The sequence below is a fragment of the Streptomyces sp. NPDC024687 genome, from assembly GCF_055559055.1.
Genome location: NZ_JBVHLJ010000006.1, coordinates 205,619 through 219,571, shown reverse-complemented (window position 1 = coordinate 219,571; position 13,953 = coordinate 205,619). Strand labels below are relative to the sequence as shown.

General features: G+C 70.6%; 12 protein-coding genes. 7 read left to right on the top strand and 5 right to left on the bottom strand.

Going from position 1 to position 13,953, the window contains the following annotated elements; all coding sequences use genetic code 11:
• Positions 1-125: 125 nt before the first annotated feature.
• The 4 genes from ACZ39I_RS24505 to ACZ39I_RS24490 all read right to left on the bottom strand — a co-directional run bounded on the left by ACZ39I_RS24505 (position 126) and on the right by ACZ39I_RS24490 (position 4,483).
• Positions 126-959: an S-methyl-5'-thioadenosine phosphorylase gene (locus ACZ39I_RS24505; RefSeq protein ID WP_352388432.1), complete on the bottom strand. Its 834-nt coding sequence runs from the start codon at positions 957-959 to the stop codon at positions 126-128.
• A gap of 97 nt (positions 960-1,056) precedes the next feature.
• The gene (locus tag ACZ39I_RS24500) at positions 1,057-1,383 is read right to left on the bottom strand and encodes an FmdB family zinc ribbon protein (RefSeq protein ID WP_467246453.1); all 327 of its coding nucleotides are present in this window, start codon (positions 1,381-1,383) and stop codon (positions 1,057-1,059) included.
• A gap of 67 nt (positions 1,384-1,450) precedes the next feature.
• The gene (locus ACZ39I_RS24495) at positions 1,451-2,716 is read right to left on the bottom strand and encodes an MFS transporter (RefSeq protein ID WP_467246452.1); all 1,266 of its coding nucleotides are present in this window, start codon (positions 2,714-2,716) and stop codon (positions 1,451-1,453) included.
• A 207-nt stretch (positions 2,717-2,923) separates the two neighbouring features.
• Complete coding sequence (locus tag ACZ39I_RS24490; protein WP_467246450.1) at positions 2,924-4,483, bottom strand: potassium/proton antiporter; 1,560 nt, start codon at positions 4,481-4,483, stop codon at positions 2,924-2,926.
• Positions 4,484-4,865: 382 nt separating this feature from the next.
• Between ACZ39I_RS24490 and ACZ39I_RS24485 the strand changes: the two genes are divergently transcribed.
• A complete protein-coding gene (locus tag ACZ39I_RS24485; protein WP_467246449.1) occupies positions 4,866-7,715 on the top strand; it encodes a penicillin acylase family protein in 2,850 nt (949 codons plus the stop codon).
• Positions 7,716-7,769: 54 nt separating this feature from the next.
• Here the strand turns inward: ACZ39I_RS24485 and ACZ39I_RS24480 are convergent, their stop codons facing one another.
• Entirely contained in the window at positions 7,770-8,393 is a 624-nt protein-coding gene (locus tag ACZ39I_RS24480; protein ID WP_467246448.1) for a 5-formyltetrahydrofolate cyclo-ligase, read from the bottom strand.
• Between the two features lie 93 nt (positions 8,394-8,486).
• Here ACZ39I_RS24480 and galU point away from each other — a divergent pair, with 93 nt between their 5' ends.
• From galU to sepX, 6 genes are all read left to right on the top strand, one after another.
• Positions 8,487-9,389 (top strand): UTP--glucose-1-phosphate uridylyltransferase GalU, encoded by a 903-nt coding sequence (gene galU / locus ACZ39I_RS24475; protein ID WP_352388420.1) that lies wholly within the window; start codon positions 8,487-8,489, stop codon positions 9,387-9,389.
• A gap of 4 nt (positions 9,390-9,393) precedes the next feature.
• Positions 9,394-10,716, top strand: a complete 1,323-nt coding sequence (glp, locus tag ACZ39I_RS24470) for a molybdotransferase-like divisome protein Glp (RefSeq protein ID WP_467246446.1) — start codon at positions 9,394-9,396, stop codon at positions 10,714-10,716.
• 62 nt (positions 10,717-10,778) lie between these two features.
• Entirely contained in the window at positions 10,779-11,258 is a 480-nt protein-coding gene (gene moaC, locus ACZ39I_RS24465; RefSeq protein WP_053852462.1) for a cyclic pyranopterin monophosphate synthase MoaC, read from the top strand.
• Positions 11,255-11,761: a MogA/MoaB family molybdenum cofactor biosynthesis protein gene (locus tag ACZ39I_RS24460; protein WP_467246444.1), complete on the top strand. Its 507-nt coding sequence runs from the start codon at positions 11,255-11,257 to the stop codon at positions 11,759-11,761. The genes moaC and ACZ39I_RS24460 overlap by 4 nt, the downstream gene beginning before the upstream one ends.
• Positions 11,758-12,396, top strand: coding sequence for a GNAT family N-acetyltransferase (locus ACZ39I_RS24455; protein WP_352388887.1), 639 nt, complete (start codon positions 11,758-11,760; stop codon positions 12,394-12,396). The genes ACZ39I_RS24460 and ACZ39I_RS24455 overlap by 4 nt, the downstream gene beginning before the upstream one ends.
• Positions 12,397-12,580: 184 nt before the next feature.
• Positions 12,581-13,864: a divisome protein SepX/GlpR gene (gene sepX, locus ACZ39I_RS24450; protein WP_467246442.1), complete on the top strand. Its 1,284-nt coding sequence runs from the start codon at positions 12,581-12,583 to the stop codon at positions 13,862-13,864.
• The last annotated feature ends 89 nt before the right edge of the window (positions 13,865-13,953 follow it).

Below are 13,953 nucleotides of genomic sequence, written 5' to 3'. Positions count from 1 at the left end.
GGACATCGGCTTGCCCTGCCACGATGCGGCTTCGCGCCGAATCCCGCTGAGCCCGGTGGACTACCTGCCGGTTGTGGAAAACTTCCTCACCCGAACGAGGACTTCCGCCTCAAGTCGGGCGCCGGCTAGGGCAGTTCGAACCCGGGGTCCATCCCGCCCAGGGCGCCGACGCACAGGCAGTCCCGCTCGTCCTGCGCCGGCAGCGCCGCTACCGCGTCGAACAGCACACCCCGCAGCCGGTCCACGTTCGCCGCGAACACCCGCAGCACCTCGTCGTGCGAGACGCCCTCACCGGTCTCGGCGCCCGCGTCGAGATCGGTGACCAGGGTCAACGACGTGTAGCAGAGCTCCAGTTCGCGGGCGAGGGACGCCTCGGGGTGACCGGTCATGCCCACCACCGACCAGCCCTGCGCCTGGTGCCACAGCGATTCGGCGCGGGTCGAGAAGCGCGGACCCTCGATCACGACGAGCGTGCCGCCGTCCACCGCCTCCCAGTCCCGCCCGCGGGCCGCCTTCAGCGCGGCCGCCCGCCCGGCGGGGCAGTACGGGTCGGCCAGGGACACGTGCACCACGTTCGGCACGGCCCCGTCCGGCAGCGGCAGCCCGTCGAAGTACGTCCCCGCCCGGGACTTCGTACGGTCGACCAGCTGGTCCGGCACCAGCAGGGTGCCCGGTCCGTACTCGGGACGCAGTCCGCCCACGGCGCACGGCCCGAGGATCTGGCGTGCTCCCACCGACCTGAGCGCCCACAGATTGGCCCGGTAGTTGATCCGGTGGGGCGGCAGATGGTGGCCGCGTCCGTGCCGGGGCAGGAAGGCGACCCGCCGGCCGGCGACCTCGCCGAGGAAGAGGGAGTCGCTGGGCGGACCGTAGGGGGTGTCCACCTGGACCTCGGTCACGTCCTCGAGGAACGAGTAGAAGCCCGAGCCGCCGATTACGCCGATCTCTGCGTTCGCCATGAACAGCACAGTATCCGGCCCCGAAAACCCCCGGCGACCGGCCCGGACAACGACGAAAACCCTGCCGTCGCGTGACGGCAGGGTTCACAAGTGCGAGCTATGCGGCGGAGCTGCTGCTGGACGAGGTGCCCGAGCTCGACGACTTCGTGTCCGAGGAGGACGAGGAAGACGACGACGAAGAAGACGACTCGGACGACGACGTCGACGGCTTCGAGGGCGACGACGCCGGCGAGCTGCTCGACGAGGAGCCGCGGCTGTCGTTGCGGTAGAAGCCGGAGCCCTTGAAGACGATGCCGACCGCGGAGAACACCTTCTTGAGGCGGCCCTGGCAATTCGGGCACTCGGTCAGAGCGTCGTCGGTGAACTTCTGCACCGCCTCGAGGCCCTCGCCGCACTCGGTGCACTGGTACTGATAGGTGGGCACTGTCTTCCTCCTGGCACTCTCACTCAATGAGTGCTAACGATGGTCCATAGTGACGCATTCCCGGGGATCAGTCCACTGCCACCGGCACTCGGTGACCCATGCCACGTGCGACCGTCCGCCCGCGGGGCCGGTTCGCGAGGTGTGAACGCAGGGCCACCAGGGTCGCCAGGGCGAGCAGCGTGCCGCCCATCGGCACCAGGAACCCGGCGCCGCCCCAGAAGCGGTCCTCCAGCTGTCCGGCGATCGTGACGGCGGCCGCCTGGCCGAGTGCCACCGCCCCGGTCAGCCAGGTGAAGGCCTCGGTGCGGGCGCCGGCCGGGACCAGGTTCTCGACCAGGGTGTAGCCGGTGATCAGGGCGGGCGCGATGCACATGCCGACCAGGAGGCCGAGGCCGGCCAGGACGAGCACCGAGTGCGCGGCCCACAGGCCGGAGGCCGTCAGCGCGAGGGCGCCGTAGGCGACGACCAGGCGCCGCCGGGGGGCCACCTTCCAGGCGATGGCACCGCAGACCAGGCCGGAGAGCATGTTGCCCGCGGCGAAGACGCCGTACAGGACACCGTTCAGGCCGGGCTCGCCGATCGACTCGCTGAACGCGGCCAGGGAGACCTGCATGCCGCCGAAGACGGAACCGATGCCCAGGAAGGTCACGATCAGGACGCGCACCCCGGGGACGCGCAGTGCCGACGTGTGCTCCACGCGCGTGTGCTCCCCGGGAGCGACGGAGGGCTGCGTGCTCTTCTGCGCGGCGAACAGCAGGCCGCCCAGCAGCGTCAGGGACGCCTCCGTCAGCAGGCCCGCGGCGGGGTGGACGGCGGTGCACAGGGCGGTGGCCAGCAGCGGGCCGAAGACGAAGGTCAGCTCGTCCGTGACGGACTCGAAGGCGGCCGCCGTGGTCAGCAGGGGGGAGTCCTGGAGCTTGACGCCCCAGCGGGCGCGCACCATGGGCCCGATCTGCGGCACCGAGGCGCCGGTGGGCACGGCCGCGACGAACAGCGCCCACAAGGGCGCGTGCGCGAGGGCGAGAGCCGTCAGGGACAGGCCTGCCAGGGCGTGCACCAGAACGCCGGGGACCAGCACGGCGCGCTGCCCGTAGCGGTCCGCGAGACGGCCGCTGTAGGGCGCGAACAGCGCCATGGCGACACCGGTGACGGCCGCGACGGCGCCCGCCGCGCCATAGGAGCCGGTGGTGTGCTGCACGAGCAGCACGAGGGAGAGGGTGAGCATCGCGAACGGCTGGCGTGCCGCGAAGCCGGGGAGCAGGAACGTCCAGGCGCCGCGGGTACGCAGCAGCTGTCCGTATCCCGGGCGGGAGGAGGTGACCGTGGATGCCACGGCCCGTGCCTTTCTGCCGCCTGGTAGCGCGGTTCCCTTTCCCAAGGGAGGGCGCCGAGAGCTGTCCTCTTGCGCGGACTGCGGTAGATGCCGAAGACCGCTCTCAGGGACGTCTCGGCCGCCATACGGTCGCGCCAGCTCTGCGTCAGGCAGAGTTGGTTCGATCAGGGGTCGGTCACCATCGTACAGGGGGCGCGTAACACACCCTTAACCTGCGCTGTCGGTGCCGTCCGTGCCCAGCCAGTCGGCCAGCTTGCCGCCGTGGCCCACCGCGCGCAGCCGTCGTTCGGCGGCGTCGCGGACCGGGTCGGTGGCGACCACGAGCAGTTCGTCCCCGCGCCGCAGCACGGTCGTGGGCAGCGGGACGAACGATTTTTCATCGCGGACGACGAGGGTGACCGCGGCCCCGGCCGGCAGCCGCAGCTCGTTGACCTCGACGCCGTGCATCCGGGACCCGTCGGGGATCGCGACGGACAACAGGTGCCCGCGCAGCCGCTCCAGGGGCGCCGACTCGATCCCGAGGTCGGCGGCGTCGGAGTCGCCGCCCAGCCGCAGTGTGCGCGCCAGCCAGGGCAGTGTCGGGCCCTGGACGAGGGTGTAGACGACGACCAGCACGAAGACGATGTTGAAGACGCGACGGCTGCCCTCGACACCGCTCACCATGGGGATCGTCGCCAGGATGATGGGCACGGCGCCGCGCAGTCCGGCCCAGGACATGAGCGTCTGCTCCTGCCACGGCACCCGGAACGGCGTCAGGCACAGGAAGACGCTCAGCGGCCTGGCCACCATGGTCAGCACCAGCCCTATGACGAGCCCGGGCAGCACGTCGTCGCCCAGCTCGTGCGGCGTGACGAGCAGGCCGAGCAGGACGAACATGCCGATCTGGGCGATCCAGCCGAGCCCGTCGGCGAAGCCGCGGGTGGCGGGCCAGTGCGGCAGCTTGGCGTTGCCCATCGCCATGGCGGCGAGATAGACCGCGAGGAACCCGCTGCCGTGCGCCAGCGCACCCGCCGCGTACGCGGTGACCGCGATCGCCATGACCGCGATCGGATACAGGCCTGAGGCGGGCAGGGCGACGTGCCGCAGGCCCCAGGAGCCCAGCCAGCCCACCGCGATGCCGATGGCGGCGCCGATGGCCAGTTCCAGCGTTATCTCGCCGAGCAGGGTGTACCAGTGGTCGACCGGACCGGTCTGGGAGAAGGCGACCACCAGGATGACCACGGGGGCGTCGTTGAAGCCGGACTCGGCCTCCAGCGTGCCCGTCACGCGCGCGGGCAGGGGGATCTTGCGCAGGACCGAGAAGACCGCCGCCGCGTCGGTCGAGGAGACGACCGCCCCGATGATGAGCGCCTGGCGCCATTCGAGGCCGATCAGGTAGTGCGCGGCCGTCGCCGTGACCCCGACGCTCACCGCGACCCCGCCCAGCGCCAGCGCGGTGGCGGCCGGCAGGGCCGGCTTGATCTCCTTCCACTTCGTGCCGAGTCCGCCCTCGGCCAGGATCACGACCAGGGCCGCGTACCCGATGACCTGGGTCAGCTCGGCGTTGTCGAAGTGGATGTCGCCGATGCCGTCCTGGCCCATGGCGATGCCGATCCCCAGGTAGACGAGCAGGCTGGGGAGCCCGCTGCGCGAGGAGACCCGGACCGCTGCCACGGCGACGAGCAGGACGAGCGAGCAGACGAACAGGAGCTGGTTGAGGTGGTGGACAGTCAGCGGCCGTTCCCTTCCCTGGCTCACCGCATCACGCGCGGGTGAGCTCACGTACATAGGACACGAAGCGGTGGAGCAGCGCATCCAAGTACTTCGTTACCTTACCTAACTCTTGACGATTTCTTGACGCTTCGCGCGGCGAGATCGAACGCTCGTCCGCGTTCGTACCCGACTCCGCGTCAAGTCCGCCTGGGCCCTGCGCCTATGGTTGCTCCAGCGCGCAGAGCCTGCGTCACATCCCCGGCCGGGCGCGCGACGCCTGGCACGCACGCTCGCCGCGTTGCCGAAACGCCCACGTGGCTCCGCCACGAGGACGCTCCGGCGCCTTGCGATCGCACGCACCAGACGCCGCGCGCTGATCCGGCCGGGAATGTGACGCAAGCTCCCCGTCGAAAGCACAGCCCGCCCTGCCGCTCGCGTTAGGACAGCAAGGACAGCGATGCCCCCCACCACCACCGCCTCATCGGGTCAGCAGCCCGGCAAGTCCGGCAGGAAGAAGGGGCGCCGAGCCCGCCTGATCGTTCTCGTCCTCGTACTGGCCGTCATCGGCGGTGTCGCCTTCGGCGGGTACTGGTCGGTGAGCACCGTCCGCGCGTCCTTCCCGCAGACCAAGGGTTCGACCGAGCTCGAGGGCCTGTCGGGCCCCGTGGACGTCAAACGCGACAGTTACGGCATTCCGCAGATCTATGCCTCCTCGGACGAGGACCTGTTCATGGCGCAGGGCTACGTCCAGGCGCAGGACCGGTTCTACGAGATGGACGTGCGCCGGCATCTGACCTCCGGGCGCCTGTCGGAGATGTTCGGCAAGGGCCAGGTCGAGGACGACGAGTTCCTGCGCACACTGGGCTGGGACCGGGTCGCGAAGAAGGAGTACGACACCAAACTGTCGGCCTCCACCAAGAAGTACCTCCAGGCCTACGCCAAGGGGGTCAACGCCTACCTTCAGGGCAGGAGCGGCAAGGACATCTCCCTGGAGTACGCGGCGCTCTCCTTCGAGAACGACTACAAGCCCGAGAAGTGGACCCCGGTCGACTCGCTCGCGTGGCTCAAGGCGATGGCCTGGGACCTGCGCGGCAACATGAAGGACGAGATCGACCGCGCCGTGATGACCAGCCGCCTCGGCCCGAAGCAGATCGCCGACCTGTACCCGGAGTACCCGTACAGCCGCAACCAGGCGATCGTCCAGGAGGGCCAGTACAACGAGCTGACCGAGACCTTCGAGCAGAACGGCAGCTCGCAGGAGAACGGCCTGTCCGGCACGGGAACGTCCACGAGCGGCACCGGAACGTCCGCGAGCGGCACCGGCACCTCCACGAGCGGCTCGGGAACGGCCGCGGGCGGCACCGGGACGGGCACGTCGGCCTCGACCTCCTCCTCGACCGCCTCGGCCCTCCAGAGCCAGCTCTCCGGCCTCTCCAGCGTCCTGGACGACGTCCCCACGGCCGTCGGTGTCAACGGCCAGGGCATCGGCTCCAACTCGTGGGTCGTCGCCGGCTCGCACACCATCACCGGCAAGCCACTGCTGGCCAACGACCCGCACCTGTCGGCCTCGCTGCCGTCCGTCTGGTACCAGATGGGCCTGCACTGCCGGACCGTCTCCAGCAAGTGCCGGTACGACGTCTCCGGCTACACCTTCGCGGGCATGCCCGGCGTGGTCATCGGCCACAACGCGAAGATCGCCTGGGGCATGACGAACTCCGGCGTCGACGTCACCGACCTCTACCTGGAGAAGCTGTCCGGCGACGGCTACCTGTACGGCGGCAAGACGGTTCCCTTCACCACGCGCGAGGAGACCATCAAGGTCGCCGGCGGCACCTCCAAGAAGATCGTCGTCCGTGAGACGAACAACGGCCCCCTGCTCTCCGACCGCTCCGACGAACTGGTGAAGGTCGGCAAGAAGGCCACCGTCGACAACGCGGCCCCCGACCGCGGCGACGGCTACGGCGTCGCGCTGCGCTGGACCGCGCTCGACCCCGGCACCTCCATGGATGCCGTGTTCGCGATGGACCGGGCGTCGAACTGGAGCGAATTCCGCGCGGCGGCCGCGTTGTTCGACGTGCCCTCGCAGAATCTCGTCTACGCCGACTCCGAGAACATCGGCTACACGCTGCCCGGCCGCATCCCGATCCGCGCGAAGGGCGACACCGGCGCCATCCCGGCCCCGGGCTGGAACCCGAAGTACACCTGGACCGGCAAGTACATCGAGCAGGACGAGCTGCCCTACGAGTACAACCCGGAGCGCGGCTACATCGTCACCGCCAACCAGGCCGTGGTCGACAAGGACAAGTACCCCTACACGCTCACCACGGACTGGGGCTACGGCACCCGCAGCCAGCGCATCACCGACCTGATCGAGCAGAAGATCAAGGGCGGCGGCAAGATCTCCACCGACGACATGCGCCAGATGCAGCTCGACAACAGCAGTGAGATCGCCAAGCTGCTCGTACCGAAGCTGCTGAAGATCGACATCGAGGACAAGGACGTCCGTCAGGCGCAGGAGCTCCTGGAGGGCTGGGACTACACCCAGGACGCCGACTCGGCCGCGGCCGCCTACTTCAACGCCGTCTGGCGCAACATCCTCAAGCTCGCCTTCGGCAACAAGCTGCCCAAGGAGCTGCGGGTCAAGGGCCAGTGTCTGTGGGTCGACCCGGTCAACACCGTCGGGCCCGCGGACGCGACGGACAAGGTCCGCGAGTGCGGCCAGCGCGACGCCGACCAGGCACAACCCGATGGCGGCGACCGCTGGTTCGAGGTGGTGCGCAAGCTCATGGACGACGAGAACAGCGACTGGTGGAAGACCCCGGCCGGCGTGGGCGACCGTCCCAAGGCCGACAACCGCGACGAGCTGTTCAAGCGCGCCATGATCGACGCCCGCTGGGAGCTGACCGCGAAGCTCGGCAAGGACATCGACACCTGGAGCTGGGGCCGGCTGCACCGCCTGTTCCTGAAGAACCAGACCCTGGGCGTCGAGGGCCCCGGCTTCATCCAGTACATGCTCAACCGCGGCCCCTGGAAGCTCAGCGGCGGTGAGGCGACGGTCAACGCGACCGGCTGGAACGCCGCGGGCGGCTACGGCGTCGTCTGGGTGCCGTCGATGCGCATGGTGGTCAACCTCGGCGACCTCGACAAGTCGAAGTGGATCAACCTCACCGGCGCCTCCGGGCACGCCTACAGCGCGCACTACACCGACCAGACCGGCAAGTGGGTCAAGGGCGAGCTGCTGGACTGGTCCTTCTCGGACGACGCCGTCGACAAGAGCACCACCGACACGCTGGTGCTCAAGCCGTGAGCTGAGGCGACAGACCGCAAAAGGGCCCTCCACGCGCGCGTGGAGGGCCCTTCCTCATGCGGAGGTGCGGAAGCGGCGCACACCCGACGGCGTCACCACCGCGTCCACCGGACGGTCGTGCGCCTCCTCCGGGACATGCGCGACGACCTCGGAGTCGTACAGGAGCACCACCAGCGCTGGTCGTGCGCCCGCGCGCTCCAGGCGCGCGAGCACCCGGTCGTACGACCCCCCGCCGCGCCCCAGGCGCATCCCGCGCCCGTCCACCGCGAGGCCGGGCAGCAGCACGACGTCGGCGCCGGTCACTGCGTCCGGGCCCAGACGCTCCCCGGCGGGCTCGAAGAGGGCCATTTTCCCGCCGTGTTGGACGCGCGTGACAGAGCCCTCGCCGGTGTAGGCGCCCCAGTCCAGATCGTTGTCCGGCAGCAGCGCCGGGAGCAGGACCCGCACGCCCCGCTCGCGCAGCGCGTCGAGGAGGGTGAGCGTGCCGGGTTCGCTCCCCACGGAGACGTACGCCGCCACCGTGCGCGCACGCGCCAGCTCGGGCAGCCCGAGGGCCCGGCCGGCCAGCGCGGAAGCCGCTTCCCGCACGTCATCGGCCGTCAACCTGTTCCTCACCGCCAGGTACTCTCGTCGCAACGTTCGCTTGTCAGGCTTGGTGGGACGTCCGACATGACTCAAGGTCTGCACCCGTACCCTTTCAATGCGCTCATATAAGAGCTTATTAACCGGAGCCACAGATTCCAGGCAAAGGCACCGGATAGGGTTGCGGACATGACTCAGTCGCACCCTCGGATCAGCAAGGCTGTCATTCCGGCAGCAGGGCTCGGCACCCGCTTCCTGCCCGCCACCAAGGCCACTCCCAAGGAGATGCTGCCGGTGGTCGACAAGCCGGCGATCCAGTACGTGGTCGAGGAGGCCGTCTCCGCGGGCCTCGATGACGTCCTCATGATCACGGGACGCAACAAGCGCCCCCTGGAGGACCACTTCGACCGCAACTACGAGCTCGAGTCCGCCCTCCAGAAGAAGGGCGACGCCGACCGGCTCGCCAAGGTCCAGCAGTCCAGCGACCTCGCCACCATGCACTACGTACGCCAGGGCGACCCCCGCGGCCTCGGCCACGCGGTCCTGTGCGCGGCCCCCCACGTGGGCCAGGAGCCCTTCGCCGTCCTCCTCGGCGACGACCTGATCGACGCCCGCGACCCCCTGCTCAAGCGAATGATCGAGGTGCAGGAGCAGCACGGCGGCAGCGTCATCGCGCTGATGGAGGTCGCGCCCGAGCAGATCCACCTCTACGGCTGTGCCGTCGTCGAGGAGACCGAGGACAGCGACGTCGTCCGGGTGAGCGGCCTCGTCGAGAAGCCGGACGCGGCCGACGCCCCGTCGAACTACGCGGTCATCGGCCGCTACGTCCTCGACCCGCGCATCTTCGACATACTCCGCAAGACCGAGCCGGGCCGGGGCAACGAGATCCAGCTCACCGACGCCCTCCAGCAGCTCGCGCAGGACGAGAAGGTCGGCGGCCCGGTGCACGGCGTCGTCTTCAAGGGCCGCCGCTATGACACCGGCGACCGCGGCGACTATCTGCGTGCCATTGTCAGACTCGCGTGCGAACGTGAAGACCTGGGCCCGGACTTCCGGACCTGGCTTCGCCGTTACGTAGCCGAGGAGATGTAGGCATTTGAGCAGCGCCGCGCCCCGCCCCGCCGACCAGGACCACCTCTGGTCGGTGGACGAACACCTGGAGGACATCCTCGCGACCGTCCGCACCCTCGAACCCATCGAGCTGCAACTGCTCGACGCCCAGGGCTGCGTCCTGGTCGAGGACGTCACGGTCCCGGTGTCCCTGCCCCCGTTCGACAACAGCTCCATGGACGGGTACGCGGTACGGGTCGCGGACGTGACGGGCGCGAGCGAGGAGTACCCGGCCGTCCTGGACGTCGTCGGGGACGTGGCGGCGGGCCAGGCCGAGCTGCTCGAGGTCGGCCCCGGACAGGCCGCCCGCATCATGACCGGCGCCCCGCTGCCGCCCGGCGCCGAGACCGTCGTGCCCGTCGAGTGGACCGACGGCGGCCTCGGCGAGGGCCCGGTCAGCGGGATGCGCGCCCGCAGCCTCGCCCCCGAGGGTGCCGAGGGGCACGTGCACGTGTACCGGCCCGCCGAGGCACGCGCGCATGTGCGTGCCCAGGGCAGCGACGTCCGCGCCGGGGACCGCGCCCTGGACGCCGGAACCGTCCTCGGCCCGCCGCAGATCGCCCTGCTCGCCGCCATCGGCCGCGGCACCGTACGCGTGCGCCCACGTCCGCGCGTGGTCGTCATGTCCACCGGCAGCGAACTCGTCCAGCCCGACGAGGGTCTCGGCACCGGCCAGATCTACGACTCCAACAGCTTCGCCCTCACCGCGGCCGCCCGGGACGCCGGCGCCATCGCCTACCGCGTGGGGGCCGTCGCCGACGACGCCGAGACCCTGCGCGCCACCATCGAGGACCAGCTCGTCCGCGCCGACCTCCTGGTCACCACGGGCGGCGTCAGCGTCGGGGCGTACGACGTCGTCAAGGAGGCGCTGTCCTCCGTCGGCGACGCGGACGAGCCGGGCAGCGGCATCGACTTCCGCAAGCTCGCCATGCAGCCCGGCAAGCCCCAGGGCTTCGGCACCATCGGCCCCGACCACACCCCGCTGCTGGCCCTGCCGGGCAACCCGGTGTCGTCGTACGTCTCCTTCGAACTGTTCGTCCGCCCCGCGATCCGCACTCTCATGGGCCTCGACGACGTCCACCGGCCGCAGACCAGGGCCACCCTGACCGCGGACAAGGCGCTGACCTCGCCCAAGGGCCGCCGACAGTTCCTGCGCGGCGCGTACGCAGACGGCTCCGTCAGCCCGGTCGGCGGCGCCGGCTCCCACCTGGTGGCCGCCCTCGCACAGGCCGACGCGCTGATCGTCGTACCGGAGGACGTGGAGTCCGTGGAGCCCGGCACCGAGGTCGAAGTGGTCCTGCTCGGCTGACCACTCCAGGTTGGCGGTACCGTGTCGCGCACAACAGGCCGGACCGGGAGCGCCGCACAACCATGAGTACGCAGGACCGACTGACGCACATCGACGAGGCGGGAGCCGCCCGTATGGTCGATGTCTCCGGCAAGGACGTCACCGCACGCACCGCGCGCGCGAGTGGACGCGTCCTCGTCTCGCCCCGAGTGATCGAGCTGCTGCGCGGCGAGGGTGTCCCCAAGGGCGACGCCCTGGCCACCGCGCGGATCGCGGGCATCATGGGCGCCAAACGCACCCCCGACCTCATCCCGCTGTGCCACCCGTTGTCGGTGTCCGGTGTGAAACTGGATCTGTCGGTCGCGGACGACGCCGTGGAGATCCTGGCCACCGTGAAGACCACGGACCGCACGGGCGTCGAGATGGAGGCCCTCACCGCGGTCTCCGTCGCCGCGCTCACCGTGATCGACATGGTCAAGGCGGTCGACAAGGGAGCGGTCATCACGGACGTACGGGTCGAGGAGAAGACGGGCGGCAAGTCGGGCGACTGGAGCCGGGCATGACGTATCGCGCTCTTGTGGTCACCGCGTCCAACCGGGCCGCCGCCGGTGTCTACGAGGACAAGGGCGGCCCGCTGATCGCCGACGGCCTGAAGAGGTTCGGCTTCACCGTCGACGGCCCTCAGGTCGTCCCCGACGGCGACCCCGTGGAGGCCGCCCTGCGCGCCGGTGCCGAGGCCGGATACGACGTCATCGTCACCACCGGCGGCACCGGCATCTCGCCCACCGACCGCACCCCCGAGGCGACCCGCGCGGTCATCGACCACGAGGTGCCGGGCATCGCGGAGGCCATCCGGGCGTTCGGACGGGAGAAGGTGCCGACCGCCGCGCTCTCCCGGGGCCTGGCCGGGGTGGCGGGACACACGCTGATCGTCAACCTGCCGGGTTCCAGTGGCGGGGTGAAGGACGGACTGGCCGTCCTGGAGCCCCTGTTGATCCACGCCGTCGACCAGATCCGCGGCGGCGACCATCCCAGACCCGGCGCCGGCAGTGGGGGTGCGAGCTGAACAGCCCGTCCTGGCCCGTCGTACTGGCGGACGGCGATGTCGTCCTGAGGCCGATAAAGATGCGCGACCAGCGGGTCTGGCGCGAGGTCAACCGGCGCAACCGGGACTGGCTGCGCCCCTGGGAGGCGACCATCCCGCCACCCACCCCGAGCGGCCCGATCGCGCACCGCCCGACCTACCGCCAGATGGTCCGCCACCTGAGGTCCGAGGCGAACGCGGGGCGGATGCTGCCGTTCGTCATCGAGTACCGGGGCCAGCTCGTCGGGCAGTTGACGGTCGCCGGGATCACCTGGGGCTCGATGTGCTCGGGGCACGTCGGCTACTGGGTGGACCAGTCGGTGGCCGGGCGCGGAGTGATGCCGACCGCTGTGGCGCTTGTCGTGGACCACTGTTTCCGCACGGTCGGTCTGCACCGCATCGAGGTCTGCATTCGCCCCGAGAACGTGCCCAGCCGACGGGTCGTGGAGAAACTCGGATTCCGCGAGGAGGGACTGCGGCCGCGCTATCTCCACATCGACGGGGCCTGGCGGGACCATCTCGTGTTCGCGCTCACCGCGGAAGAGGTGCCCGACGGGCTGCTCAGGCGCTGGCAGCGGGCCCGCTCCAGCGGAACACCGCACGACAATCCCGCATAGCCGGGAAATGGAATAGGTGTTCGAAAATGATCGGTGCATGACCGTCTCAGGGCATTGAATTCCCGACTGAGGCGGCCTGCTGATCGGATCGGTCGGAAAAAAAGCTCGAAATATCAGCCAGATCGTGCGACACACCGGCGCAATTGGCAGATGGCCTCACGCAAACCCCTCTACCGTGTGAGGCGTGAGCAGCAGCGGCCTCATCTACGCAGTCATTGTCGGGGCCTGGGCCGCCTACTTGGTGCCGATGTGGCTCCGTAGGCAGGACGAGCTGAACGAGGCCCGTCCGACGGAACGCTTCAGCACCGCCATCCGGCTGCTGTCCGGACGGGCGGGCATGGAGCGTCGATACGCCAAGGACCTGCGCGCGCGCTCCACCGACGAGGGGGAGCACGGCGCCGACGAACCGGATGTCGTCACCGACTCGGTGGACGTCCGGGCCTTCGCCATGCCTCCGACCCGTCCGCAGACCCAGGCGACGGTCCAGCCGTCGGCTTCCGAGCGCCAGGCGCCGCGCGAGCACGCGCGGGAAGCCGAGCGGGAACCCGGGCGGCAGGCGGGGCGGGAAGCAGGGCACGGCGACCCGGCGCGCGCCAAGACCAACGCGCCCGCGCCCGAACACGGTGGCGCCCCGACGCGGAAGCAGACACCCGCCTCCGCCGCCCGGCGCACGGCCGCCGCGGAAGCGGCCGCGGCGCGCGCCCGGCGTGTGAAGGTACTCGCCCGCCGACGGCGTACGACGGTGATGCTCTTCCTCGCCTTCACACTCGGCGCGATCGTCGCCGCCGTAGGAGGACTCGCCTTCCTGTGGGCGCCGGGCGTACCCGCGGTGATGCTCAGCGCGTACATCGCGTACCTGCGCTCCCAGGAACGCCGCCGCTTCGCCTACCAGATGGACCGGCGCCGCGCCGAGGCCGCCGCCCAGCACCTGCGGGAGCGGGCCCGTCAGCCGCGCCGGCGCGCGTCCGTGAGCACCGGCGCGGACGCCGACGAAGCGGACGAGGGACCAGGGGCGCAGACCGATCCCGGGCTCTCCGCGCTCGCCGCCGACCGGCGCGCCCTCGTCGAGCAGACCGACCACGCCGAGTGGGTCGACCAGCAGCGCGAGCGGCAGCGCAGGCCGGGACACGGGGACAGCTGGGACCCGGTACCGGTGCCGCTGCCGACGTACGTGACCGCGCCGGTCGCTCCGCGGGCCACCGCGGACGTGGACCTCGGCGCGCCGGACGCGTGGAGTTCGGCCCGGTCCAGCACCGTGGCCCCCGAGCACTCCGGCCAGGAGGCGGCGCCCGTAGCCGACGACGGGGGAGCGGAGGACGGGGCCGACGACGCGGACGACAAGCCCGAGGCGGACGGCCGCACCGACGCCCGCCGCGCCGCCTCCGCACGCCGGGCACGCGAGCGCGGCCGTACGCCGCTCTTCGACCAGTACGAGGAAGGCGAGCGGCCGCGCGCGGCCAACGAGTGAGGGACGGGGCCGGAATCAGCGGGCCCTGACCAGCCGGGAACGGATTTCCAAGCATCCGGACGGGGATGCTAGAGTTTCACTCGTTGCAA

Bases quoted from the DNA above. Each gene is read 5' to 3' on its own strand.
- ACZ39I_RS24505 (WP_352388432.1), bottom strand. From the start codon at position 959: ATGGCGAACGCAGAGATCGGCGTAATCGGCGGCTCGGGCTTCTACTCG.
- ACZ39I_RS24490 (WP_467246450.1), bottom strand. From the start codon at position 4,483: ATGTACGTGAGCTCACCCGCGCGTGATGCGGTGAGCCAGGGAAGGGAA.
- ACZ39I_RS24485 (WP_467246449.1), top strand. From the start codon at position 4,866: ATGCCCCCCACCACCACCGCCTCATCGGGTCAGCAGCCCGGCAAGTCC.
- galU (WP_352388420.1), top strand. From the start codon at position 8,487: ATGACTCAGTCGCACCCTCGGATCAGCAAGGCTGTCATTCCGGCAGCA.
- moaC (WP_053852462.1), top strand. From the start codon at position 10,779: ATGAGTACGCAGGACCGACTGACGCACATCGACGAGGCGGGAGCCGCC.
- ACZ39I_RS24460 (WP_467246444.1), top strand. From the start codon at position 11,255: ATGACGTATCGCGCTCTTGTGGTCACCGCGTCCAACCGGGCCGCCGCC.